Below are 23,501 nucleotides of genomic sequence, written 5' to 3' on the forward strand. Positions count from 1 at the left end.
AGGCATATAGTTGTGTACTCAACTCAATTGCTCTACCCCGCCAGTGCTCTGCGCTGATGGCTTTTCTCAACCTTGATTGCGACCCATCCCATGCTATTCAACCCTTTGCAAGTTGGCTCCCTGACTCTTCCCAACCGCATCCTGATGGCCCCCCTGACGCGCGCACGCGCTGATGCGGGCCACATGCCCAATGCCATGATGGCCGAGTACTACGCCCAGCGTGCCAGCGGCGGCTTGCTGATCACCGAATGCACGATGGTGGCCCCCAACACCTCCGCATTCATTGCCGAGCCGGGTATCTATTCCGACGAGCAGATCGCTGCCTGGAAGCAAGTGACGTCGGCCGTGCACGCCAAGGGCGGCCGCATCTTCATGCAAATCTGGCACGCAGGCCGCGCCGCCCACCCTGCCATCAACGGCGGTGCGCCCACGGTGTCGTCCACCGCTACGCCCGTGGAAGGTGACATCCACACGCCCACGGGCAAAGTGCCTCACGTGCCTGCCCATGTGCTGACGGAAGCTGAAATTCCCGGCATCGTGGCCGCCTTTGCGCAGGGCGCCAAAAACGCCATTGCCGCTGGCTTTGACGGCGTGGAAGTGCACGGCGCCAACGGCTACCTCATCGACCAGTTCCTGCGCGATGGCGCGAACGACCGTACCGATGGCTACGGTGGCTCCATGGAAAACCGTGCACGCTTCCTGTTTGAAGTGCTGACCGCCGTGACTGCGGCCATCGGCAGCGAGCGTGTGGGCCTGCGCCTGTCGCCCCTGAACAGCTTCAACAGCATGAAGGACAGCGACCCCGTGGCCCTGATCGGCTTCCTGGCCGAAAAGCTCAATGCCTACAAGCTGGCCTATTTGCACGTGATGCGCGCAGACTTCTTCCAGGCCCAGCATGGCGACGTGATGACCGTGGCACGCGCCAAGTACCAAGGCGTGCTGGTGGGCAACATGGGCTACACCGCTGAGGAGGCCACTCAGGCGATTGCCGACGGCAAACTCGATGCCGTGGCCTTTGGCACCAGCTTTTTGGCCAACCCAGATCTGCCAGAGCGTATCCAGGCCGGCGCAGCCCTGAACGCGCCCAATCCCAACACGTTCTATTCGCCAGGCCCCGTGGGCTACACCGACTACCCCACGATGGCCGGCTGAGACCGTCGTGGCCCCGTTCCGCTCACCTCCAACGGGCGGGCGGTGGTGCGCAAGCAGGGTTGTGCGTAAACCGTCTCGGGCCTGCATGAATCCCGATGCATGCAGGCCATGTCTGCGCGCTGGAAGAGGCTCGGTGCGCGTCAGCCCCGCCCCACAAAAGGCATCTTGGTCGCCATTACAGTGTGAAAGAGCACATTTGCCTCCAGCGGCAGGCTCGCCATGTAGCGCACCGACTCACCCACAATCGCCACGTCGATCAGCGGCTCCACCGCGATCTCGCCATTGGCCTGCGGCACGCCCTTGCCCATGCGCGAGGCCAGGTCGGTCAAAGCGTTGCCAATATCGATCTGCCCCACGGCAATGTTGTACTTGCGGCCATCCAGGGCACCGGTTTTGGTCAGCCCCATCACGGCATGCTTGGTTGCCGTGTAGGCGATGGAGTTTGGGCGCGGCGCGTGGGCCGAGATCGATCCGTTGTTGATGATGCGCCCGCCTTGCGGCGTCTGCGAACGCATGACGCGAAACGCCTGCTGCATGCAGAAAAACATGCCGTTGAGGTTGACGTCTACCACCTCCCGCCACTGCTCGGCCGTCCAATCGGTGAACTCGCCGGGTGGGTTGCCCCGGCCCGCGTTGTTGAACAGCACATCGACGCGCCCGAACTGCGAAACCGCTTGGGTAAACAACGCCTCCACCGCAGCGGCGTCACCTACGTCGGTGGGTACACACAAAACGCGGTCCGCCGCACCGTGCAACGCTTGCGCCTGCGCACGCACCTCGTCCAGCATGCCCGCACGGCGCCCAGCCAGCACAGCGTGGTAGCCATCGCCAATCAGGGCCAGCGCCACCGCTTTGCCAACCCCTGAGCCCGCACCGGTAATTACGGCCACCTTCTTCGTACTGGCTTGCACATCGATCTCCTATTTCAGACATTCGTGGAGGTAGCGCGCTCATCCACACCCACGCCACCGCTGCACCGGGCAACGCACCCGGGGCCCACGTTCTAGCACGGCGGGGGCGGGCATTTGCAGAAATACTCCCCCGCAGCGACTGCGCATGGAGAGGGTGCTAGGTGAAGAGCACTCGACACTGAGGGGTAGTAATGGCTGCCGAGAGTCGAAAAGCGCACACGCCGTGCAGGGTCAGGTACCGGCGCAGACGGTGAGCGCTTCAAAGCCTGGAAATTTGGATTTTTCAGTGTGTCGTTACGGGGCGTCAGACAAAAAATACAGCGTTGACAATACGTTTTTGCTGTATTTGTTGGGGAACTCATAACTTGGCGCAAATGGTCCGCAACCGACCCAAAATTGCCCTCTGCTCTACGCTTTGAGCCCCTTGGGGTGAAGGCGGCAATTGCTCGCCTGGGAGGCCCTGACCTTTACATCCGGACATGGATGCATTGTCCCGTCTGAAACATATAGGCGAATTAAAAGTGATAAATTCTTGCATGAATTTCATATTTATCATAAAATTCATTTTACTGCGAGCGACTAGTGTCACCCAACTGTGACGTCTGATCTAGCAAACAAACCACGTAGGAGCGACATGAGAAATCTGAAAATATCCACGCGATTGATCGGTGCATTTACCCTCCTGCTGGGAATGCTGCTATTGCTTGCTATCACTTCGTTGATGCAACTTGCGTCGCTACACGAAGAAACCGACAACATCACTACCAATTGGCTCCCTAGCGTTGAGGCTGTCAACATTCTTGAGGCCGAATCATCGGACCTGCGGCTGTCAATCCTTGCTCATGTGCTGGCCCCGGATGAGAGCGCCAAGGTAGCTCTTGACAAGCAAGTTGTCGATCAACGTACCAAGTTTGCGGAAAAGCGCAAGGTCTACGAAAAACTCATCAGCAGTCCAGAAGAACAAAAGCTCTACGACGACTTTGGGGCTCTATGGGACAAGTACGTGCAAGTCAATGACAAGGCTCTGTCGTTGTCACGAAGCGGCGATGGCGCGGGCGCAGCAGCGGTCATGTCCAAGGAGTCTCGTCCAATTTATCTGGAGATCAAGGACCGTTTGGACAAGCTGGTAAAGCTGAACCATGAAGGTGCAAGTACAGCATCGAAAAATGCATCGAGTACTTTCTCTTCTGCGAGAGCCGTTCTGCTCATCGTTTCGTTGGTTGCAATCTTGGTGACTATTTTCGCCGCAGCTTGGCTGATCCGCTCCATCACGGCCCCCCTGGCACACGCCGTGGTCATCGCAGACCAAGTTGCCGCAGGCGACCTCACAGCCCCCATCGAAGTCACCTCGCAAGACGAAACCGGCCAACTCCTGAGCGCCCTGGCCCGCATGCAGCAAAGCCTCGTGCGCACCGTCTCCGTCGTGCGCCAGAACTCCGAAAGCGTCGCCTCCGCCAGCGCCCAGATCGCCTCCGGCAACAACGACCTGAGCGCGCGCACCGAACAGCAAGCCAGCGCCCTGCAGGAAACCGCAGCCTCCATGGAAGAGCTCGGCTCCACCGTGCGGCAAAACGCCGACAACGCCCGCACCGCCAACCAGCTGGCCATGAACGCCTCCAGCGTGGCAGAGCAAGGCGGCTCCGTCGTTGCCGAAGTGGTGGAGACCATGAAAGGCATCAACGCCAGCAGCAACAAGATTGCCGACATCATCACCGTCATCGACGGCATCGCCTTCCAGACCAACATCCTGGCGCTGAACGCCGCAGTGGAAGCCGCCCGTGCAGGCGAACAAGGCCGCGGCTTTGCCGTGGTGGCCGGAGAAGTGCGCAGCCTCGCCCAGCGCAGCGCAGAAGCCGCCAAGGAAATCAAGAGCCTCATCACCGCCAGCGTAGAGCGCGTAGAGCAAGGCAGCCTCCTGGTAGACAAGGCCGGTGAAACCATGACCGAAGTCGTCACCGCCATCCGCCGCGTCACCGACATCATGGGCGAGATCAGCGCCGCCAGCAGCGAACAAAGCCAGGGCGTAGGCCAGGTGGGAGAAGCCGTCACGCAAATGGACCAGGCCACCCAGCAAAACGCAGCCCTGGTGGAAGAAATGGCCGCAGCGGCCGCCAGCCTCAATGGCCAGGCCGGAGAACTCGTCAACGCCGTGGCCGTCTTCAAGCTCGCACAAGACGCCAGCTACCGCAGCGCTGCCCCTGCGCCAAGCATCAGCCGTGCCGCAGCAGCGGCCTACAGCTCCAAGAGTGCTTTGGCAGGCAAAACAAGCCAGACAGCAGCCAAGCTGGGCAAGACCACGGCACCCAAGCCAGCGGCCAGCCTGGCGGCGCCGGTGGCCAAGGCAGCGCCCAGTACCAAGCCGGGCGCTGGGGATGATGAGTGGGAGAGCTTTTGAACGGTCGGTACGGCTGGAATTGAACTGTGCGCCGGTAGCGCAGGCGCTGGTTCCTGCGACGCGGCTACACACAGCTGCATTGACCCACAGATAGTGGGTAAGACGCATCTTCCCCTGAGACCAATGGGGGTGGCGCAGACAAAAAAAGCACCCTGCGCAGGGTGCTTTTTTGCATTCTGGCGGAGACTGTGAGATTCGAACTCACGGAAGGATCACTCCTTCGGCAGTTTTCAAGACTGCTGGTTTAAACCACTCACCCAAGTCTCCGGGTTTTGGAAGCTGCGTATTCTAGCTGCTTGCGCGGGCGGTTTTGGTGAGCATGCCGCGGGTCTCGATGAAGCGGATGACTTCGGCCAGGCCGTCCTGGGTTTTGAGGTTGGTCATCGCAAATGGCTTGAGGCCCTGGGCGTTGGTGCGCATGCGGGTGGTGTCGGCACGCATCACATCCAGGTTGGCACCCACGTGGGGGGCCAGGTCGGTTTTGTTGATGACGAACAGGTCGCTTTTGGTAATGCCGGGGCCGCCCTTGCGGGGGATTTTTTCGCCGGCGGCCACGTCGATGACGTAGATGGTGAGGTCGCTCAGCTCGGGGCTGAAGGTGGCGGCCAGGTTGTCGCCGCCGCTTTCCACAAACACGATGTCGGCGTTGGGGAAATCGCCCAGCATGCGGTCGATGGCCTCCAAATTGATGGAGCAGTCCTCGCGGATGGCGGTGTGGGGGCAGCCGCCGGTTTCCACGCCCAGGATGCGTTCGGCGGGCAGGGCACCGCTGACGGTGAGCAGGCGCTGGTCTTCCTTGGTGTAGATGTCGTTGGTGATGGCGATGAGGTCGTAGTCATCGCGCATCGCCTTGCACAGCATCTCCAGCAGCGTGGTTTTGCCGGAGCCTACGGGGCCGCCGATGCCTACGCGCAGGGGGGGCAGGTTTTTGGTGCGGTGGGGGATGTGGTGCAGTGCGTTGGTCATGGTGTGGGTGATGGCATTGTTTGCTACTAAACAGATAGCTGATTGCGCTTATCCTGCTTGCGCTAGGAGCGAAAAAGCCTTGAATATTGCACTTCGTGCTGGGCGCTCAGAATGGCCAGCATGGGCGAAAACGCCTGGCGCTCGCTGTCCATCAGGCTGGCAGCGTGGTCTGCTGCCAGCGGTATGGCGCCTGCCAGCCGGGCCAGAATGCGCTGGCCTGCGCTTTGGCCCAATTGCATGGATTTGAGGGCGGCCTGCACCATGTTCTCGGCCCAGCCGAAGGCGTAGGCCAGCAGCACCTCGCGCACGCTGGCCTGGGTGGGCGATGCGGCCAGTGCGAAGGCCACGGGGTAGGTGGGGGGCAGGGCGGCAAGGTGGCGCACGGCGGGCATCAGGGCTTCGTCACCCTGGTATTGGTTGCGCAGCCACTCGGCCAGAGAGCGACCCATTTGCTCCGTCTGCAAGCGCAGCTCGCTGGTTTCGCGGGTGTGCAGCACCCAGTCGTTGAGTTCTTTGACGTGCTCCATGTCGCCGCGCCGCCAGGCACCCACGGCCTTGGCGATGAGGGCCATGTCGCCGCGCGCCTGGGTGATGTGGAGCTGGTCCAGCAGCCAGTCACCCACGGCGACCTCGCTGGCGAGGCCCGCGTTTTCAATGGCGCTTTCCAGCCCTTCGGAGTACGAGAACCCACCCACAGGCAGCGCGGGCGAGGCCAGCCACATCAGCTGCAGGAAGCTGGCGGCGGGCAGGGGCGTGGGGCGGTCCAGGCGCATGGAGTGGGAGTCAGTGGTCGTGGTTGCAGCCGGGGCCGTGTACATGCCCTTGGGCGACCACGGGGATCGACACGGTGCGCCCACGGGCAGGGGCTGCGCTGGGGGCGCTGGGGGCGGCTGCATGGTTGTGATCGTGGCTATGCCCATGTTCGTGGGTATGGCCATGTGAATGGTCATGGGAGTGTTCGTGACCATGGTGATGGTCGTGCCCCTTTCCATGTCCATGTTCCCCATGGCTGTGCCCCCCGCCATGCCCAGCGGCATAAGCACCGCCTTCGGGCTCAAACGCCAGGTCCTGTTCGGTCACGATCAGGTGCATGGCGCGCAGCATGTCGGCCAGCACGTGGTCGGGTTCGATCTTGAGGTGGTCAGGCTGCAGCTCGATGGGCACATGGCGGTTGCCCAGGTGGTAGGCGGCGCGGGTCAGGTCAAACGCGGTGCCGTGTTGTGGGCAGTGGGTGATGACCAGCACGGGCTGCTGGGCGGCCACTACGCGCACCAGCGAACCGTCTTCGGCCACCAGCACATCGCCGCCGCGCACCAGGGTGCCCCGTGGCAGGAAGATGCCCAGTTCGCGCCCGGCCGAGTCGGTGGCGGCAAAGCGGCTTTTCTGGCGCACGTCCCAGTCGAGTTCGACCGTGGCGGCGCGCTTGAGCAGCACAGGGGCCAGGCCTTGGCCCTGGGGGATGAGTTTGGAAACCTGGATCATGGTGACGGATTAAGAAGAAGCCAGCCCGCACGGTGGGGCAAAGCTGCATTGTGGCGCTACAGCGCTCTGGTCATGAAGCGGCTGTGCGGGTCTGGCCTATAGCTGCCAAACGGCGCGCAGTCGGCAAAGCCGTAGCGCAGATACAGCTGGTGGGCGGGCTCAAAAAACGGCTGGCTGCCCGTCTCCAGGCTGATGCGCTGGTAGCCCAGGTCTACCGCCTGGCCCAGGATATGTTCCAGCACAGCCCGGCCCACGCCCTGGCCGCGCACCGAGGCTGCTGTGCGCATGGATTTGAGTTCGGCATGCCCGTCGTCCAGGTGCTTGAGGGCGCCTGTACCCACCAGCCGCCCAGGGGAGGGCGCAGCTTCATCGGGCAGCCAGGCGGTCCAGAAACGGATCTCCGGCTGGCGCAGCCGGGCCATGTCCAGCGCGTGCACGCTCTCCGGCGGCGATGTGGCGCGCATGTCCCGCAGGTGCTCCTCCATGAACGCCTCGATGCGCGGGTCGCTCAGGTCGTCCAGGCGGATGTGCAGCTGGGATGGGTGGGCGGCCATGCGTTGCTCAGAACAAAAAGTAGCGCTGCGCCATGGGCAGCACGGTGGCGGGCTCGCAAGTGAGCAATTGGCCGTCGGCGCGCACGGTGTAGGTCTGCGCGTCCACCTCCATCTTGGGCGTGTAGCTGTTGTGCACCATGTGCTGCTTGCGCACGCCACGGATGTTGCGCACGGCGCTGAGCTGCTTGCGCAGGCCAAAGCGTTCGCCAATGCCCGCATTCAGACCCGCTTGCGACACAAAGGTGAGCGAAGTCTTGGCAATGGCCCCGCCGAACGCGCCGAACATGGGCCGGTAGTGCACGGGCTGCGGCGTGGGGATGGAGGCATTCGGGTCGCCCATCGCGGCCATGGCGATGAGCCCGCCCTTGAGGATGAGCGCAGGCTTCACGCCGAAGAACGCAGGCTTCCAGATCACGATGTCTGCCCACTTGCCCACTTCCAGCGAGCCCACCTCGTGGGCAATGCCGTGCGCAATGGCGGGGTTGATCGTGTACTTGGCCACGTAGCGCTTGATGCGGAAGTTGTCGTTGCGCTGCAGGATCTCGGCCAGCTCGTCGCGGCCCGCAGTGGGGGCCAGCCAGCCGCGCTGCACCTTCATCTTGTGCGCGGTTTGCCAGGTGCGCAGGATGACTTCGCCCACGCGGCCCATGGCTTGGCTGTCGCTGCTCATCATGCTGATCGCGCCCAGGTCGTGCAGGATGTCTTCGGCGGCGATGGTCTCCTTGCGGATGCGGCTTTCGGCAAAGGCCAGGTCTTCGGCAATGCTGGCGTCGAGGTGGTGGCACACCATGAGCATGTCCACGTGCTCGTCCAGCGTGTTGTGCGTGTACGGCATGGTGGGGTTGGTGGACGAGGGCAAGAAGTTGTCCTCGCCCACCACGCGCAGGATGTCGGGTGCGTGCCCGCCGCCCGCGCCTTCGGTGTGGAAGGCGCAGATGCCGCGCCCGGCCACGGCGGCAATGGTGTTCTCCACAAAGCCCGATTCATTGAGCGTGTCACTGTGGATGGCGACCTGCGTGTCGGTCTCGTCCGCCACATCCAGGCAGTTGCTGATGGCCGAGGGCGTGGTGCCCCAGTCTTCGTGCAGCTTGAGACCGATGGCCCCGGCGTTGATCTGCTCGTGCAGCGCATCGGGCAGGCTGGCGTTGCCTTTGCCCAAAAAGCCCAGGTTCATCGGGAAGGCATCAGCCGCCTGCAGCATGCGCTCCATGTTGAAGGGGCCCGACGTGCAGGTGGTGGCCAGTGTGCCGGTGGCGGGGCCGGTGCCGCCACCCAGCATGGTGGTCACGCCGCTGGCCAGGGCTTCCTCAATCTGCTGCGGACAGATGTAGTGGATGTGGCTGTCGATGCCGCCCGCGGTGACGATGTTGCCCTCGCAGCTGATGACCTCGGTGCCGGGGCCGATGATGATGTCCACGCCGGGTTGCGTGTCGGGGTTGCCCGCCTTGCCGATGGCGGCGATGCGGCCTGCCTTGAGGCCGATGTCGGCCTTGAAGATGCCGGTGTGGTCAATCACCAGGGCGTTGGTCAGCACGGTATCGACAGCCCCACCCGCATTGGTGCGCTGGCTTTGCGCCATGCCGTCGCGAATGGTTTTGCCGCCGCCAAATTTCACCTCTTCGCCGTAGCTGCCCGCGCGCAGGGTGTAGTCGGCTTCGACTTCAAGGAGGAGTTCGGTGTCGGCCAGGCGCAGCCGGTCGCCCACGGTGGGGCCGAACATTTCGGCATAGGCGCGTCGTCCAATGGTTGCCATGGGGGTGCTCCGCTAGAACGGTTTACTATGGTTTTGATAGCTGCTTGCGCTTATTTCATGAGCGCTAGAGGCTGGTTTGTTTCAATGTTCAGAGCGCGCCCTGCGTCAGGCCCTGAAAGCCGTACACCTTGCGCTCGCCCGCGTAGTCCACCAGCTCCACGGTGCGCTCCTGGCCGGGCTCAAAGCGCACGGCGGTGCCCGAAGCAATGTTCAGCCGCATGCCGCGCGCAGCCGCCCGGTCAAAGCCCAGGGCATTGTTCGTCTCGGCAAAGTGGTAGTGCGAGCCGACCTGGATGGGCCGGTCGCCCGTGTTGCGCACCACCAGCGTGAGGGTGCGGCGGCCCGCGTTGAGCACGTGCTCGCCGGGTTCGGTGATGAGTTCGCCAGGGATCATGGGGGGGCTCCAGATTCCAGATCAAAGAATGGGTGTAGGGAGTGGGTGAGCGGCGGGGTTCATTCCGTTTTCCAAATCATTCGTGTCCAGGCGCGAAGCCGCAGACAGTGCTGTAGCACGGCAAGGCGAAGCAACAATGACACGGATGATGTGAAAATGGAATCAGGCCATCTGCGCCAGCAGCGCGCCACCCATCAGGGCCACGGCCATGCCTGCGGTGCGGCTGATCCACACCGTGCGCTGGCGCAGCGCCCAGCCTGCGGCCAGGCCTGCGCAGTGCAGCAGCACGGTGGCTGTCAGCATCCCTGCCAGGGTGGGCCAGGCGCTGGTCTCTCCTGCCAGTTCCAGCCCGTGGGCCACGCCGTGGAACAGGGCAAACGCGCCCACGCCCAGCGCCGCCACCAGCCCGGGCACCCGCAGGCGCGACACCACCAGCAGGCCGGTGACGAGCAGCGAGGCCGCAATCATGGGCTCCACCGCAGGCACCATCACGCCCTGCAGGCCCAGCACTGCGCCCACCAGCAGCATGGCGGCAAAGCCCAACGGGCCCCAGGCCAGCTCGGGCCCGGCCTTGCGGGCTGCCAGCGCACTCCACAGGCCCACGGCCACCATGGCGGCCAGGTGGTCCAGCCCGAACAGGGGGTGCACAAAGCCGCTGATGAAACCGCTGTGGCTGTGCGCTTCTACGCCCGTATGGGCGCTAGCGCTCATGGATAAAGCGCTGGCAGCTATCAGAATAAGAGTGGATTTGGTGCGGGAGAGGTGCATGTGAAAGGACTCCTGAAAGTGAAAACTGGCGTGGTCTAGGCCAGCGGCCGCCGCGCAAGGGCCGCCCCGCCGCGCTGGCGGCGTCCCCCTCGGGGGAAGGCGCCGAAGGCGACACAGGGGGGCTTCATAAAATCGGCTGATGCACCGTCACGAGCTTGGTGCCATCGGGAAAGGTGGCCTCGACCTGGATGTCCGGAATCATCTCTGCGATGCCGTCCATCACATCGGCGCGGGTCAGCACCGTGCGGCCTTCGCTCATGAGCTGGGCTACCGTCTTGCCGTCGCGCGCGCCTTCCATCACGGCAGCGCTGATCAGGGCCACGGCCTCGGGGTAGTTGAGCTTCAGCCCCCGGGCCTTGCGGCGCTCGGCCAGCAGGGCGGCAGTGAAGATCAGCAGCTTGTCTTTTTCTCTGGGGGTGAGTTCCATGGTGTACCGGGGTGATCTGGTGGAAGCGAGCCCATCATAGGCAGCAAGCCCCGTGCCCGCCATACGCCAGAGGACGAAGGGCAGGCCATCCGTGGCATGGAACCTGCACCCAGGCTGGACTATGTCCATGCCCCCCGTTCCCCCTGCCGACTCTGGCCAGCCCCCGCAGCAGGTCGTCAAGGTGCGCCGCGACTACAACAGCTGGGTCGCGACGGAAACCATGGAGGACTACGCGCTGCGCTACACGCCCCAGCGCTTTCGCAAGTGGTCTGAATGGCGTGTGGCCAACACGGCGTTCGGGGCGGCATCGTTTCTGATCCTGGAAGCCGTAGGTGCTACGCTGCTGGTGCAATACGGCTTCATCAACGCCTTCTGGGCCATCGTGGCCACGGGGCTCATCATCTTTCTGGCGGGGCTGCCCATCAGCGTGTATGCGGCGCGCTATGGGGTGGACATGGACCTGCTCACGCGCGGCGCGGGCTTTGGCTACATCGGCTCCACGCTCACCTCGCTGATCTACGCCAGCTTCACCTTCATCTTCTTTGCGCTCGAAGCCGCGGTGATGGCCTATGCGCTGGAGCTGGTGCTCGACATTCCGCCGCGTTGGGGCTATCTGATTTGCGCGCTGGTGGTGATTCCGTTGGTCACGCACGGCGTGTCGGCCATCAGCCGTCTGCAGGTGTGGACGCAGCCGCTGTGGCTGGTGATGCTGGTGGTGCCGTTTGGCGTGGTGCTGCTGCGCGATCCTGGTGCGTTTTCTGGAATTTCGCACTACGGTGGTGAATTTATCCAGGGAAATCGCTTCAATTTGCCCATGTTTGGTGCAGCCCTCACGGTGGGCATTGCGCTCATCACCCAGATGGGGGAGCAGGCCGACTACCTGCGCTTCATGCCGGCACCCACCGCAGGCAAGCGGGGCCGCTGGTGGCTGGGCGTGCTGGTGGGCGGGCCGGGCTGGGTGGTGCTGGGCGTGCTCAAGATGCTGGGCGGCGCGCTGCTGGCCTGGCTGGCCCTGACGCACATGGTGCCGGTGGAGCGCGCGGTAGACCCGAACCAGATGTACCTGGCGGCGTACGAGTACGTCTTTCCCCACTACGGCTGGGCGGTGGCGGCCACCGCGCTGTTTGTGGTGGTGTCGCAGCTCAAGATCAACGTGACCAACGCCTACGCGGGGTCGCTCGCGTGGTCCAATTTTTTCTCGCGCCTCACGCACAGCCACCCGGGGCGGGTGGTGTGGGTGGTGTTCAACACGCTGATCGCCTTCATGCTGATGGAGATGAACGTGTTCCGCGCCATGGGCGAGGTGCTGGGGCTGTATTCCAACATCGCCATCGCCTGGATCATGTCGGTGGTGGCGGACCTCGTCATCAACAAACCGCTGGGCCTGTCGCCCAAGGGCATTGAGTTCAAACGCGCGCACCTGTACGACATCAACCCCGTGGGCGTGGGCGCGATGGCGCTGGCATCCATCGTTTCCATCAGCGCGCACCTGGGGCTGTTTGGCCCGCTGCCGCAGGCGTTCTCGGCGGTGATTGCCATGGCCGTGGCCTTTGTGGCCGCGCCGCTGATTGCGTGGGCCACGCGGGGCAGGTACTACATCGCCCGGCAGAGCGAACCCCTGTCCGATCCGGTGGCCGTGCCCATGCATGGCCCGGTGCCCGGCGCACGGACTGCCGATGTAGGCCGCTACCAGCGCCTGGTAGTGCAGCGCTGCGTGGTGTGCGAGCGCGAGTACGAAGCCCCCGACATGGCCCAATGCCCCGCCTACCGGGGTGCGATCTGCTCGCTGTGCTGCACGCTGGACGCGCGCTGTGGCGACCTGTGCAAGCCCCACGCGAGCATGGCAGTGCAATGGTCTGCCGCGCTGCGCTGGGTGCTGCCGCGCGCGGTGTGGCGCTATCTGGACACGGGCCTGGGCCACTTTCTGCTGCTGATGCTGGTGATCGCCCCGCTGCTGGCGGCGGTGATGGGGCTGCTGTACCACCAGGAGCTGAACACCATCGCCCAGGCGATGACGGACACCGATGTGCTGGCCGCGCCCGAGGTGGCGCTGCGATCGGGCCTGCTCAAGGCGTATCTGGCGCTGCTGGTCATCTCTGGCATCGTGGCCTGGTGGCTGGTGCTGGCGCACAAAAGCCGCCAAGTGGCGCAGGAGGAGTCGAACCGCCAGACAGGTTTGCTGATGCGCGAAATCGAGCTGCACAGGCAAACCGACGAAGCCCTGCAAACCGCACGCCGCGTGGCCGAGCAGGCGCGCCAGCAGGCCGAAGATGCGCGTGCCCTGGCAGACCAGGCCAACCAGGCCAAGAGCCGCTACATCAGCGCCATCAGCCACGAGATTCGCACCCCGCTCAACTCCATCCTGGGCTACGCGCAGTTGATGGGCGAAGACCCCACAGTGCCCGCGCACCGCAAGCAGGCGGTGCATGTGATCCGGCGCGGGGGCGAGCATTTGCTCTCGCTCATCGAGGGCACGCTGGACATCGCGCGCATCGAGTCCGGCAAGCTCACGCTGGACGTGGCCCCCATGCGCTTTGCCGATGGGCTGCATGAAATCGCAGGCCTCTTTGAGCTGCAGGCCGCCGCCAAGGGGCTGGCGTTTCAGTTTGATGTGCAGGGCATGATCCCCGAGGTGGTGCGGGCAGACGACAAGCGCCTGCGGCAAATCCTCATCAACCTGCTGGGCAACGCCATCAAGTTCACGGCGCGTGGCACGGTCACGCTGAGGGTGCGCTATGCGCGGGAGATGGCGCGCATTGACGTGCAGGACACCGGGCCGGGGCTGACGCAGGAAGAGATCGAGCGCATTTTTGAGCCCTTTACCCGGGGCGGTTCGGCCGCGGGGGCCAGCGCCACGGGCGCACCGGGTGCCGGGCTGGGCCTGACCATTGCCAAGATGCTCACCGCGCTGATGGGCGGCGAGCTGACGGTGACCAGCCAGCCCGGCGTGGGCTCGGTCTTTCACGTCAAACTCTTTTTGCCCGAGGTGCATGCCGACGCGCTGGGCAAGGCCGGTACCCCCGCTTTGCCGCGCCCCGCCAAGGCCCGCACCGGCTACGCGGGAGAGCGCCGTCGCATTCTGGTGGTGGACAACGAGGAGCCCGACCGCGAGCTGCTGCGCCAGTTGCTGGAGCCACTGGGCTTTGAACTGCGCCAGGCCGCCAGCGGCCACGATGCGCTGGACCTGCTGGCCACTGGCTACCGCCCCCACGCCATCTTCATGGACCTGGCCATGCCCGGCATTGACGGGTGGGAGACGATTCGCCGCATCCGCGCACAGGGCTGGGCTGAAGCGCCGGATAGGGATGACGGAGCCTGCATCGCCGTGGTGTCGGCCAATGCGTTTGACAAGACGCTGGACAACGATGCAGGCATCCGCCCCGAAGACTTCATCGTCAAGCCCGTACGCCACACCGAGCTGCTGGACTGGCTGGAGCGGCGGCTGGAGCTGGTGTGGGTGGATGCTGCTGCGGCAGGCACGGGCGAGCAAGCAGGCGGCGCAGGGCATGCCAAGGCTCCACAACCGTGGGCTGCTGTGGTGGCTTCATCCAGTGCATCTAACGCATCCCACCCATCGGCTGAGCCCGCAGAATCCACAGGTGCGGCCGCCCCCTCCTGTCCGCCCCAGGCGCTGCTCGCAGAGCTGTCGCACGCCGTCTCGCTAGGCTACTACCGGGGCATCCTCAATGCCCTGGCGGATATCGAGCGCCAATACCCCGAACACACCGCCTTTGTGCACCACATGCGGCAACTGGCACAGCAATTCCAGTTCGACGCCATGGGCCAGGCCCTGGAGCAAGCCTCGTCATGAACGCATCCCCCACCGTACCTGCAACCCCCGCTGCTGCCTTGCTGGACCGCAACAGCGACGTGGTGCTCATCGTGGACGACGTGCCCGACAACCTGGCCGTGCTGCACGATGCACTCGATGAATCCGGCTACACCGTGCTGGTCGCCATGCATGGCGAGGCGGCGTTGCAGCGCGCCGCACAGGCGCTGCCAGACATCGTGCTGCTGGACGCCATGATGCCCGGCATGGATGGCTTTGAAGTCGCCCGGCGTCTCAAGGCATCCCCTGCCACGGCGCACATCCCCATCATCTTCATGACCGGCCTGACCGAGACCGAGCACCTGGTGGCCGCGCTGGAGGCCGGGGGCATCGACTACGTGACCAAGCCCATCAAGCCCCGCGAGGTGATGGCCCGCATGCAGGTGCACCTGGGCGCGGCCCGCAAGGCCCGGCAAGACGCCCTGCAGGCCCGCGAGGCGCGCAACGCGCTCGATGCTTTTGGCTACGCCAGCATCACCGTGCGCGCATCAGATGGCCGCATCGTGTGGCAAACCCCGCTGGCGCGGGAGCTGCTGCAAAGCTACTTTGGTGAGGTGGGGCCTGACGGCGCACCGACCGCTTTCGGTCAGTGGGCCCCTGAACCTGTGCAGGCCTGGCTGCGCCGCCATGTGCTGGCCGACAACGCCGCCGAGCTGCTGGCCGCATCACTGGCCGAACCACCGCGCCTGGCGGTAGAGCAGGGCGCGCGCCGCCTCACGTTCCGCCTGCACCAGCAGGCGGGCGACAGCGAAGGCGGCGGTGATTGGCTCATCGTGATGCGCGAGGTGTCCGATGCCAAGATCATCGAATCCATGAGCCTGTCCTTCAAGCTCACCGCCCGTGAGGCCGAGGTGCTGTACTGGGTGGTGAAGGGCAAGATCAACCGCGACATTGGCGACATCCTGGGCGCCAGCCCCGCCACCGTCAAAAAACACCTGGAGCGCGTGTTTGCCAAGCTGGGCGTGGAGACGCGCACGGCGGCGGCGGCGATGGCCATGAACCGCATCCGGCAGCTGCATCCGCAGTTTGAGGGGTGAGGGGGAGCAAGACGGTCGACGCCATTGATGCCGTCTTGTGGGCCATTGGGAAACCCCTGTAGCCTAGGGCTTGGTGCAGCGATTCGGTGTCAAGAACATAGCGGCTGCTTGGCACAGGCCGTAGTGATATTCGGCCGAAGGATTGATGGAACTTCCCTGGATCTGCTTCCAGATCACAGCCCTGTACGAGAGCTGTTCATCCACCTCCATCTCTTCAGTCCAGAACGTGCCCGAAGAAGACGAATTGGCCTGTTTGCACGCAAAAGTGCCCTCGACCTTGATGCCTTGGCCTGCCGGTTGATAGCGCCCTGAGTATTCACAGGTTTCCAGATCACCGTTGTTGCGACTCATGGAGAAGTTGCCGTTTTCCAGTTTGAAGGTCACGGTGGCAGGCATCAGATTGCCGAAGGTGGCCAAGGCATAGGAGATGGCGTAGCGGCCCTCGCGGTTGAAGCGGGCTGTGTGATCTTCGTATTGAAACCGCGTCATTCTTGCCGGTGCTTCGCCAGGAAGGGTCACGCTGGCCGTCGTGGCGCTGTCAAAGGCAATGGAGATATTGCCGACCACTTTGCGCACCTGTCCATCCCTGGCGGGGGCACCCAGCGCTTTTCCTCCCTGGAACTCGACCAAGTCTGCGGTGAATGTACCGTCGTCCTGCCGGGGGCCGCTGGCCTGAAGGAACATGGACGAGCCATCTTCCCGATAACCAAAGTACGTCACGATCAGATTGCGGCCACCCTGGGCATCAATTTGCAGACCACGCCCTGGCTTTCCGTTGACCTCTCCATTGACCGTCCACATCCCCGACTCTGGCTGAAGGGCCCGCGCAGTGAGCGGGACCAGAACGGTGATGCTTGTGGCAAGAAGAGCTGTGATGGAGCGCAGTGCTTGAGACATGAAGTGGACGTTTGTTGAGTGACTCACGAAGAGTGCAAGGGTTGGACAAATGGGTAGGCGCGCAGGTTCAAGAGCACACGAACTGCAGGCTCGTGTTCGGGAAACGGCGGGAAATTCTTTTTGAAGTGTCAAAAGATTGTTTCACAGGAGTTGGGGTTTGGCTACCCGTCCACCGCCCGCTCCAGTTCCGCCTTGCTCATCTTCGACCGCCCAGCGATGCCTTTTCGTTTTGCGTCCTCGTACAGTTGCGCCTTGGTACGACCCTGCGGCCCTTGGTGTGAGCGTTTGCCGCCGCGCACGGGGGCGGGTGTGTCGCGCAACGTTTGGGGGCTGGCGGTGCGGGCTTCGCCATGTTGGGCGCGCTCTTTGTTCACGGTGCGTGCCGCTATTTCCTCGGCCACATCGGGGCTGCGCCCCCGTTCCTGCAGGCTGTCTTTGATGTGTTCGTACTGGCGTTCACGCTTTGCGCTCCAGGCGGCTCGTGGCATGGGGGCTCCTCGTCTTGTCCTACCAAGGTCTTGATGTTCGGAGAACCCGGACATGTGCTTGTCGGTGCACGGTGAAAGAAGGTGTAGGAGTGAGCGCCGCTACCCAATGATTTTTGTTGTTTCTGAGTGCAGAGCTTATGCATAAAGCGCAGGCAGCTATATTTTTGATAGTGGAATGCGGTGGTTCGCAGCGATATCACGCTTGAAGCACCTGCATCCCCACGTCTTCACCGCACGGAAAAAGTAGGCCACATCAGGCGCGCGCTCCTTGGGCCGAATTACATTGAGGCTTGGGCAGTCTGTTTTTCTAAGAACCTGCTCACAGTCTTTTCATTGCCCAAGGAACCCATCGCATGCGCTCTGTCATTGCCCAGCTTGAAGCTTCCAAAATTCGTGAAATTGCCAACGCGGACATGGGCCGCAAGGATGTTCTGGCTTTCTGGTTTGGAGAGAGCGATGAAGTCACCCCTGAAGTGATTCGCCGCGCGGCCATTGAGTCGCTGGAGAGTGGGGAAACCTTCTATTCGCAGAACTGTGGCCTGCCCGAGTTGCGGGAGGCTCTGGGCCAGTACATGACCGAATCCCATCCTGCGGCGAGCGTTGACGCCGGGCGCATTGTGGTCACTTCGGGTGGCGTCAGTGCGCTGATGCTGGCAGTGCAGGCGCTGGTGGATGCGGGTGATGAGGTGGTCATCGTCACGCCCGTCTGGCCCAATCTGGTGGCCCAGCCCACCATCATGGGCGCCCAGGTGCGCTGCGTGCCGCTGCGCCCTCACGCGGGCGCATGGGGGCTCGACATGCCTGCGCTGCTCGGTGCCATTACGGCGCGCACCAAACTGCTCATCCTCAACGCGCCCAACAACCCCACGGGCTGGACGCTGACGCGCGAGGAGCAGCAGCAGATTCTGGCGCACTGCCGCAGCACCGGCACCTGGATCCTGGCCGACGAGGTGTACGAAAAGCTCTACTACGAGCCCACCGCCCAGGGCTGTGCGCCCAGTTTTCTTGATGTGGCCGCGCCCGATGACCGCTTGGTGGTGGCGCACAGCTTTTCCAAAAGCTTTTTGATGACCGGCTGGCGCTTGGGCTGGCTGGTGCTGCCCGAGGCGCTGGTCGATGCTATGGGCAAGCTGATCGAGTTCAACACCTCGTGCGCCAGCGTGTTCACCCAGCGCGCTGCGCTGGCAGCGCTGGCTTACCGCAAAGAAATTACGCCCCGGGTGGTGTCGCACTTCAAGCACTGCAGAGACACGCTCGTGCCGTTGCTGGCCGAGCTGCCAGGGGTGCAGGTGGCGCCAGCCCGTGGCGGCATGTATGCCTTTTTCCGCATGGAAGGGCTGGATGACTCGATGGAGGTAGCCAAACGACTGGTCGCCGAGGCGGGCTTGGGCCTGGCCCCCGGCGATGCCTTTGGCCCTGAGGGGCGTGGCTGGCTGCGCTGGTGTTTCGCGTCCAAGGACGTGGGGCGGCTTGCAGAAGGAGTGCGGCGGTTGCGCGAGTGGCTGGCCCGGCAACACGGCTGAAAAGCGGCTCGATCGACTTGATCGGCTGAACAGGCCCGTGTTGACCGTCCAAACCCAGGGATTTTTGTAACATTTGGTCACTACACTCACGGGGATGTTTGAAGTCCATTCATTGGCCGCGATGTCCGGCCTGATGGCTGTAGTCCTGGGAGTGGTGCTGCTAGGGGTACGCGCCAATTACCCCACCTCTATTCGAGGGCTGCGTCATTGGGGGCTGGCTCCCTTGCTGTGTGGCCTGGCCACGGTGACGTACATGGTGGGCGGCTTCTTGCCAGCCTGGGTGTCTGTGCTGGGGGGCAATGGGCTGCTCATGATGGGGTTTGCCTATTTCCTCTTTGGGACGCAGAGATTTCTGGGCCTGCCTGATGTCCGGCGTCCCTGGTATGTGCTCTTTGCGGTGTGCCTGACGCTGCTGGCCCTGTTCCTCTGGGTGCAGCCGGACTACCGGTTTCGGGTCTTTTTCTTTACCAGCACTTTGGCCGTGACCTGCGTGGTGCATGTGCGCGTGCTGTGGCGCAATGGCAAGGGCTTTGCCAACCGGCTTACGGCGTGCGCGCTGATCATGCAGTCGGTGGTGCTGGTAGTGCGGGGTGTCTGGTCGCTGTGGATGGACAGCCCCTTCGACAACCGCTTCACGCCCTCACTCATGCAGTCGCTCTATCTCGGCACGTACAGCTTCGCGGTGTTGCTGGTGTGCGTTGGTGTGCTGCTAATGGCCAGTGAGCGGGTGCGCTCCGAGTTTGAACACCTCGCCACGCACGACAGCCTGACCGGCGCCTTGGCCCGCCGTGCGGTGCTGGAGCTGGCGGACAGCGAAATGCAACGCTGGCAGCGCTACGGACACACTTTCTCCGTGCTGATGCTGGATGTGGACCACTTCAAGCAGATCAACGACACCCATGGGCATTTGGTGGGCGACGCCGTTTTGCGCGACGTGGTGAGCCATGTGCGTGGAGCCTTGCGCGCCTCGGACCGGCTGGGGCGCTATGGTGGCGAGGAGTTTCTGGTGTTGATGCCTGCCACCGACTTGCCAGCTGCCCAGGCTGTGGCCGAGCGTGTAGCCGCTACCGTGCGCAACGCCCCTGTGGCGGCGGGCGGCCCGCATTGCACGGTGAGCATCGGTGTCACATCGGTGGGCGCTGGCGACGCGAATTTTGATGTGCTGCTGGCACGCGCAGACGCTGCGCTGTACCGTGCCAAATCGGGTGGAAGGGACCGCGTGGTCGCTGCCGAGCCTGGAATTTCGTGAAAAGTAGCGATGGCGCTTTCAGATAAAGCGCAGTCTGCTATCAAAATAAGAGCAATCGTCGCTTTCTGGCCGCTGTACCAGCGTCAGTCAGCGGCACGCTCTTGCGCTCGTCCTGTCGAGTCCTGCCACTGCAATCCGAACGGCAGCGTTGCCGGGCCAAACAGGAAGTGCAGCACACGCCTGCGCCCTGTGCCGGTGGATTTGGAGGAGGCGTGCAGCAGCAGGGGGCGTATCAACAGCGCAGTGCCTGCGGCGGCGGTGCAGATGACTTCGGGCTGAGACTGGCGCAGCGCCGCGATGGCTTCAGCGTCCAGCCTGCCGCTCGCATGACTCCCGGCGATCACGCGCAGCGGGCCATCTTCCGGGCCGCATTCGTCCAGATGCAGCCGCACCGCCACCAGCTGTGCCAGCCAGGCGGACGGGGGTTGCACAAACCAATGGCCTTCTTTCTGGGCCCAGCCGTGCCAGCCAGGCGCGCTTTCTGGCCGGGCCACAGGCACGCTCAGGTCCTGGTGCATTGCCACCAGCCAATTCCGATCCGCGGCTTTTTCAAAGTACGTGCATTGCACGGCCACTGCGCCCTGGGGCAGGCAGGCCGCGACGGTCGGGTGTTGGCGCAACCGCTCGGCCAGCGTTGTGCACCAGGGCTGCTGCAGCATGTTGCGGCTGCCGCCCGAGCGGCTGTCCACCCCCGCGCACGCTGCCGCCAGGGCTTCGCATGCGGGCTGGTCAACGGCCTGTGGCACCAGCGCATAGCCCTGGTTTTGAAAAGTGCTGAGTGCCAATGCGCTTATTTGCGCGGGCGGAACGGGGGTGTTGTGGGAAGCGTCCATCGGCTCAGCGAGGGGCTCCGCCATCCGAAATGCGCCGCGCATACACGGCTAGCACGATGCGCTCGGAGTGCACCAGGTACTCGTTCAGTGCAGCGGCAGCCTCTTGCAGCTTGCCCGCCTCAAACAGTTCCAGGATGTTCACGTTCATTTCCACATAGGGCATGTGCAGAAACTCGGGGTCGTTCAGCAGGCCAAACGCCAGCCGCAGCTCGGCCAGCAGGTGCGAGAACATCACGTTCAGGCGTTCGCTGTCGGCCAGCTCCACGATGGCCATGTGGAACTCCATGTTGGCCGTACCCACACCTTGCCAGTCGCCGGCATCACGGCAGCGCAGCGCCATCTCCACGGCATCGCGCAAATGCTTTTTGGCCGGGTGGCGCGGGTAAGCCTGGGCCAGGGCCTGGCACTCGATCAGCCTGCGCACCCGGTAGATATCGATGATCGACGCAATCGTGGGGATGGCCACAAATACGCCCCGGTTGGGCTCGTGCTTGAGCAGCCCCTCTTTGGTCAACAGCCGGAACACCTCGCGCAGCGTGTTGCGCGAAATTTCCAGACTCTCGCTCAGGGCGGCCTCTGACAGGCGCTGGCCCGGCGCGAACTCACCTTGCACGATCTTGTGCCGGATCACTTCGGCCATGCGGTCATTCAGCGTTTGCGGGTTGTTCAGTTCTGTCTTCATGCGCGCATGGTAAGGGCGGCAGGCCTGCCTGTTGGCTCTCGTGGCTCCTGTGCGCTGCTCATCGACCGAAAACCTGCCTGCAAACAGCGGTGAGGACATGCAAACCGAGGGTTTTTACCGAGAGGGAGAACAGTGCTTTGTTGGGCAGAATTCAATTATCGTGAGACAACTTGATATTTATTGTTCAACAAAAAATATTTGATTGCCACTCAATGGTGCATTTATTGTCCTTTGATATGGCATGCAAGTTGCATGACGAAACGCGACGGGTTCTACATCCAGGGATGTGAACCGACACCGGGCTCCGTGAACCAGGGGCCGGGAAGGAAGGGGTGTGCACAAGAGCGGAGCCTGCGGGCTGATGCTTGATGCAGGCAGCCCCGGGGTATTTGTGTGTCTGTGTGCTCAACGAAGGATCAACATGCTTAATGACGTCAATCTGTGGCCGCTCATCGGGGTGGCCATCATCATCGTGGGCTTTGTCCTGCGGTTTAACCCCATGCTGGTCGTGATCGTCACGGCCGTGGGCACCGCCCTGGCCGCCGGGTTTCCCATCGACAAGATCCTGGCCACCATCGGCACAGGTTTCATCAAGACGCGCAACCTGCCGCTCATCATCTTGCTGCCCCTGGCGGTGATTGGCCTGCTGGAGCGCCATGGCCTGCGCCAGCATGCGCAAAACTGGATCAGCTCCATCAAGTCGGCCACCGCAGGCCGCCTGCTCATCGTGTACCTGGCTGCGCGCCAGCTCACTGCGGCCATTGGCTTGACCAGCCTGGGCGGCCACCCGCAAATGGTGCGCCCGCTGCTGGCCCCCATGGCCGAAGGCGCGACCGAAGCCCGCTACGGCACGCTGCCTGAGCGCATTCGCCACAAGCTGCGCGCCTTCTCGGCCGCGACAGACAACGTGGGCCTGTTCTTTGGCGAAGACATCTTTGTCGCCTTCGGTGCCATCGTGCTGATGACCACCTTCCTGCACGAAGCGGGCATTGATGTGGAGCCACTGCACGTTGCGTTCTGGGGTATTCCCACCGCCATCTGCGCGTTTGCCATCCATGCCTGGCGCCTGTACAGGCTGGACGGCGTGCTCGCCCGTGAGCTGAAGGCCGAGGGCATCGAGCCCTTGTCCGCTTCTGCTGTGTCTGCAGCGTCTTCCAACAAAGCTGCCTGAGGAGCGCCGCCATGATTCTCTCCATCCAATACCTGTACTACCTGGTGGGCGCCGTGCTGGCCCTCACGTCCATTGCCACGTTCACCGATCGCAGCAATCCAAAGCGTTTGAGCAGCGGCTTGTTCTGGGGGCTGTATGCGCTGGTGTTTCTGGTGGGCGACCAGCTGCCCCCCCTGTGGGTGGGCGTGGGCGCTGTGGCCATGGCGCTGATTGCGGGCTTTGGCGGCGTGGCCGGTGGCCAGCACAAAAGCCCCAGCGTGGCTGAATACGCGGCCAGCGCCAAGCGCCTGGGCAACAAGCTGTTTGCCCCAGCCCTGGCGATTCCGCTGGTCACCATGATTGGCACCTTGTCGGCCAAGCACCTATCGGTGGGCGGCGTACCACTGCTGGACCCCAAGAACACCACGCTGGTGAGCCTGGGCGTGGGCTGCGTGCTGTCGCTGGCGCTGGTGTGCTGGCTGACGCGTGAAACCCCCGCGCAAGGCATGCGCGAATCGCGCCGCCTGACCGACGCCCTGGGCTGGGCCCTGGTGCTGCCGCAAATGCTGGGCATGCTGGGCCTGGTGTTCTCGGATGCCGGTGTGGGCAAGGCCGTGGCCTATGTCACCACCACCTACATCAACATGGACCTGCGCTTTGTTGCCGTGGCCGTGTATGTGATTGGCATGGCGCTGTTCACCATCATCATGGGCAACGGCTTTGCCGCCTTCCCGGTGATGACGGGTGGCGTGGGCGTGCCCGTGCTGGTGGGCGTCTACCACGGTGACCCCGCAGTGATGGCGGCCATTGGCATGCTGTCGGGCTATTGCGGCACACTGCTGACGCCGATGGCTGCCAACTTCAACATCGTGCCTGCCGCGCTGCTGGAGCTGCCGGACAAGAACGCCGTTATCCGCGCCCAGGTGCCCACGGCGCTGGCGCTGCTCACGGCCAACGTGTTTTTGCTGTACTTCCTGATGTTCCGCTAACCCAAGTTAATGCCCGTTAACT

The 23,501-nt window shown here is 63.5% G+C and carries 21 protein-coding genes and 1 tRNA gene; 8 read left to right on the top strand and 14 right to left on the bottom strand.

The window, feature by feature from the left end; all coding sequences use genetic code 11:
• Positions 1-90: 90 nt before the first annotated feature.
• Positions 91-1,152, top strand: coding sequence for an alkene reductase (locus tag AACH87_RS07620; protein WP_338798175.1), 1,062 nt, complete (start codon positions 91-93; stop codon positions 1,150-1,152).
• A 140-nt stretch (positions 1,153-1,292) separates the two neighbouring features.
• On the opposite strand, the gene AACH87_RS07625 is transcribed toward AACH87_RS07620, so the two are convergent.
• Positions 1,293-2,069: an SDR family oxidoreductase gene (locus tag AACH87_RS07625; RefSeq protein ID WP_338798884.1), complete on the bottom strand. Its 777-nt coding sequence runs from the start codon at positions 2,067-2,069 to the stop codon at positions 1,293-1,295.
• A 628-nt stretch (positions 2,070-2,697) separates the two neighbouring features.
• Between AACH87_RS07625 and AACH87_RS07630 the strand changes: the two genes are divergently transcribed.
• Positions 2,698-4,458 (top strand): methyl-accepting chemotaxis protein, encoded by a 1,761-nt coding sequence (locus AACH87_RS07630; protein WP_338798177.1) that lies wholly within the window; start codon positions 2,698-2,700, stop codon positions 4,456-4,458.
• Positions 4,459-4,635: 177 nt separating this feature from the next.
• Here AACH87_RS07630 and AACH87_RS07635 read toward each other — a convergent pair.
• The 9 genes from AACH87_RS07635 to AACH87_RS07675 all read right to left on the bottom strand — a co-directional run bounded on the left by AACH87_RS07635 (position 4,636) and on the right by AACH87_RS07675 (position 10,802).
• Positions 4,636-4,725, bottom strand: a tRNA-Ser gene (locus AACH87_RS07635).
• 21 nt (positions 4,726-4,746) lie between these two features.
• On the bottom strand, positions 4,747-5,424 hold the full coding sequence (gene ureG, locus AACH87_RS07640) for an urease accessory protein UreG (protein WP_338798178.1): 678 nt from the start codon (positions 5,422-5,424) through the stop codon (positions 4,747-4,749).
• A gap of 62 nt (positions 5,425-5,486) precedes the next feature.
• Entirely contained in the window at positions 5,487-6,197 is a 711-nt protein-coding gene (locus AACH87_RS07645; protein WP_338798179.1) for an urease accessory UreF family protein, read from the bottom strand.
• A 10-nt stretch (positions 6,198-6,207) separates the two neighbouring features.
• Positions 6,208-6,906, bottom strand: coding sequence for an urease accessory protein UreE (ureE, locus tag AACH87_RS07650; RefSeq protein WP_338798180.1), 699 nt, complete (start codon positions 6,904-6,906; stop codon positions 6,208-6,210).
• A 56-nt stretch (positions 6,907-6,962) separates the two neighbouring features.
• The gene (locus AACH87_RS07655) at positions 6,963-7,460 is read right to left on the bottom strand and encodes a GNAT family N-acetyltransferase (protein WP_338798181.1); all 498 of its coding nucleotides are present in this window, start codon (positions 7,458-7,460) and stop codon (positions 6,963-6,965) included.
• A 7-nt stretch (positions 7,461-7,467) separates the two neighbouring features.
• Entirely contained in the window at positions 7,468-9,213 is a 1,746-nt protein-coding gene (gene ureC, locus AACH87_RS07660) for an urease subunit alpha (protein WP_338798182.1), read from the bottom strand.
• 88 nt (positions 9,214-9,301) lie between these two features.
• Positions 9,302-9,607 carry an urease subunit beta gene (locus tag AACH87_RS07665; protein ID WP_338798183.1) on the bottom strand — a complete coding sequence of 102 codons (306 nt, stop codon included), beginning with the start codon at positions 9,605-9,607 and terminating at the stop codon, positions 9,302-9,304.
• A gap of 162 nt (positions 9,608-9,769) precedes the next feature.
• Positions 9,770-10,375 (bottom strand): HupE/UreJ family protein, encoded by a 606-nt coding sequence (locus AACH87_RS07670; protein WP_338798184.1) that lies wholly within the window; start codon positions 10,373-10,375, stop codon positions 9,770-9,772.
• A gap of 124 nt (positions 10,376-10,499) precedes the next feature.
• Positions 10,500-10,802, bottom strand: a complete 303-nt coding sequence (locus AACH87_RS07675; protein WP_338798185.1) for an urease subunit gamma — start codon at positions 10,800-10,802, stop codon at positions 10,500-10,502.
• 121 nt (positions 10,803-10,923) lie between these two features.
• Between AACH87_RS07675 and AACH87_RS07680 the strand changes: the two genes are divergently transcribed.
• A complete protein-coding gene (locus AACH87_RS07680; protein ID WP_338798186.1) occupies positions 10,924-14,613 on the top strand; it encodes an ATP-binding protein in 3,690 nt (1,229 codons plus the stop codon).
• A complete protein-coding gene (locus tag AACH87_RS07685; protein ID WP_338798187.1) occupies positions 14,610-15,668 on the top strand; it encodes a response regulator in 1,059 nt (352 codons plus the stop codon). Before AACH87_RS07680 ends, AACH87_RS07685 begins: the two co-directional genes overlap by 4 nt.
• 63 nt (positions 15,669-15,731) lie before the next feature.
• Here the strand turns inward: AACH87_RS07685 and AACH87_RS07690 are convergent, their stop codons facing one another.
• Positions 15,732-16,565 carry a hypothetical protein gene (locus AACH87_RS07690; protein ID WP_338798189.1) on the bottom strand — a complete coding sequence of 278 codons (834 nt, stop codon included), beginning with the start codon at positions 16,563-16,565 and terminating at the stop codon, positions 15,732-15,734.
• A 161-nt stretch (positions 16,566-16,726) separates the two neighbouring features.
• Positions 16,727-17,053 (bottom strand): plasmid stabilization protein, encoded by a 327-nt coding sequence (locus AACH87_RS07695; protein WP_338798191.1) that lies wholly within the window; start codon positions 17,051-17,053, stop codon positions 16,727-16,729.
• Between the two features lie 353 nt (positions 17,054-17,406).
• Between AACH87_RS07695 and AACH87_RS07700 the strand changes: the two genes are divergently transcribed.
• Together AACH87_RS07700 and AACH87_RS07705 are read left to right on the top strand one after the other, a co-directional pair.
• Positions 17,407-18,576, top strand: a complete 1,170-nt coding sequence (locus AACH87_RS07700; RefSeq protein WP_338798192.1) for a pyridoxal phosphate-dependent aminotransferase — start codon at positions 17,407-17,409, stop codon at positions 18,574-18,576.
• 94 nt (positions 18,577-18,670) lie between these two features.
• Positions 18,671-19,825 (top strand): GGDEF domain-containing protein, encoded by a 1,155-nt coding sequence (locus AACH87_RS07705; RefSeq protein WP_338798193.1) that lies wholly within the window; start codon positions 18,671-18,673, stop codon positions 19,823-19,825.
• An 83-nt stretch (positions 19,826-19,908) separates the two neighbouring features.
• Here AACH87_RS07705 and AACH87_RS07710 read toward each other — a convergent pair whose 3' ends face one another.
• Both AACH87_RS07710 and AACH87_RS07715 read right to left on the bottom strand, forming a co-directional pair.
• Entirely contained in the window at positions 19,909-20,658 is a 750-nt protein-coding gene (locus tag AACH87_RS07710; protein ID WP_338798194.1) for a phytanoyl-CoA dioxygenase family protein, read from the bottom strand.
• Positions 20,659-20,662: 4 nt separating this feature from the next.
• Positions 20,663-21,340 carry a GntR family transcriptional regulator gene (locus AACH87_RS07715; RefSeq protein ID WP_338798195.1) on the bottom strand — a complete coding sequence of 226 codons (678 nt, stop codon included), beginning with the start codon at positions 21,338-21,340 and terminating at the stop codon, positions 20,663-20,665.
• Positions 21,341-21,761: 421 nt separating this feature from the next.
• On the opposite strand from AACH87_RS07715, the gene AACH87_RS07720 reads away from it, so the two are divergent.
• Positions 21,762-22,511 (top strand): DUF969 domain-containing protein, encoded by a 750-nt coding sequence (locus AACH87_RS07720; protein WP_338798197.1) that lies wholly within the window; start codon positions 21,762-21,764, stop codon positions 22,509-22,511.
• Positions 22,512-22,522: 11 nt separating this feature from the next.
• Positions 22,523-23,479 (top strand): DUF979 domain-containing protein, encoded by a 957-nt coding sequence (locus tag AACH87_RS07725; RefSeq protein WP_338798198.1) that lies wholly within the window; start codon positions 22,523-22,525, stop codon positions 23,477-23,479.
• The last annotated feature ends 22 nt before the right edge of the window (positions 23,480-23,501 follow it).

The sequence above is a fragment of the Acidovorax sp. DW039 genome, from assembly GCF_037101375.1.
Lineage (GTDB): Bacteria > Pseudomonadota > Gammaproteobacteria > Burkholderiales > Burkholderiaceae_C > Acidovorax.

Bases quoted from the DNA above. Each gene is read 5' to 3' on its own strand.
- AACH87_RS07620 (WP_338798175.1), top strand. From the start codon at position 91: ATGCTATTCAACCCTTTGCAAGTTGGCTCCCTGACTCTTCCCAACCGC.
- AACH87_RS07630 (WP_338798177.1), top strand. From the start codon at position 2,698: ATGAGAAATCTGAAAATATCCACGCGATTGATCGGTGCATTTACCCTC.
- ureG (WP_338798178.1), bottom strand. From the start codon at position 5,424: ATGACCAACGCACTGCACCACATCCCCCACCGCACCAAAAACCTGCCC.
- AACH87_RS07645 (WP_338798179.1), bottom strand. From the start codon at position 6,197: ATGCGCCTGGACCGCCCCACGCCCCTGCCCGCCGCCAGCTTCCTGCAG.
- ureE (WP_338798180.1), bottom strand. From the start codon at position 6,906: ATGATCCAGGTTTCCAAACTCATCCCCCAGGGCCAAGGCCTGGCCCCT.
- AACH87_RS07655 (WP_338798181.1), bottom strand. From the start codon at position 7,460: ATGGCCGCCCACCCATCCCAGCTGCACATCCGCCTGGACGACCTGAGC.
- ureC (WP_338798182.1), bottom strand. From the start codon at position 9,213: ATGGCAACCATTGGACGACGCGCCTATGCCGAAATGTTCGGCCCCACC.
- AACH87_RS07665 (WP_338798183.1), bottom strand. From the start codon at position 9,607: ATGATCCCTGGCGAACTCATCACCGAACCCGGCGAGCACGTGCTCAAC.
- AACH87_RS07670 (WP_338798184.1), bottom strand. From the start codon at position 10,375: ATGCACCTCTCCCGCACCAAATCCACTCTTATTCTGATAGCTGCCAGC.
- AACH87_RS07675 (WP_338798185.1), bottom strand. From the start codon at position 10,802: ATGGAACTCACCCCCAGAGAAAAAGACAAGCTGCTGATCTTCACTGCC.
- AACH87_RS07680 (WP_338798186.1), top strand. From the start codon at position 10,924: ATGTCCATGCCCCCCGTTCCCCCTGCCGACTCTGGCCAGCCCCCGCAG.
- AACH87_RS07685 (WP_338798187.1), top strand. From the start codon at position 14,610: ATGAACGCATCCCCCACCGTACCTGCAACCCCCGCTGCTGCCTTGCTG.
- AACH87_RS07690 (WP_338798189.1), bottom strand. From the start codon at position 16,565: ATGTCTCAAGCACTGCGCTCCATCACAGCTCTTCTTGCCACAAGCATC.
- AACH87_RS07695 (WP_338798191.1), bottom strand. From the start codon at position 17,053: ATGCCACGAGCCGCCTGGAGCGCAAAGCGTGAACGCCAGTACGAACAC.
- AACH87_RS07700 (WP_338798192.1), top strand. From the start codon at position 17,407: ATGCGCTCTGTCATTGCCCAGCTTGAAGCTTCCAAAATTCGTGAAATT.
- AACH87_RS07705 (WP_338798193.1), top strand. From the start codon at position 18,671: ATGTTTGAAGTCCATTCATTGGCCGCGATGTCCGGCCTGATGGCTGTA.
- AACH87_RS07710 (WP_338798194.1), bottom strand. From the start codon at position 20,658: ATGGACGCTTCCCACAACACCCCCGTTCCGCCCGCGCAAATAAGCGCA.
- AACH87_RS07715 (WP_338798195.1), bottom strand. From the start codon at position 21,340: ATGAAGACAGAACTGAACAACCCGCAAACGCTGAATGACCGCATGGCC.
- AACH87_RS07720 (WP_338798197.1), top strand. From the start codon at position 21,762: ATGCTTAATGACGTCAATCTGTGGCCGCTCATCGGGGTGGCCATCATC.
- AACH87_RS07725 (WP_338798198.1), top strand. From the start codon at position 22,523: ATGATTCTCTCCATCCAATACCTGTACTACCTGGTGGGCGCCGTGCTG.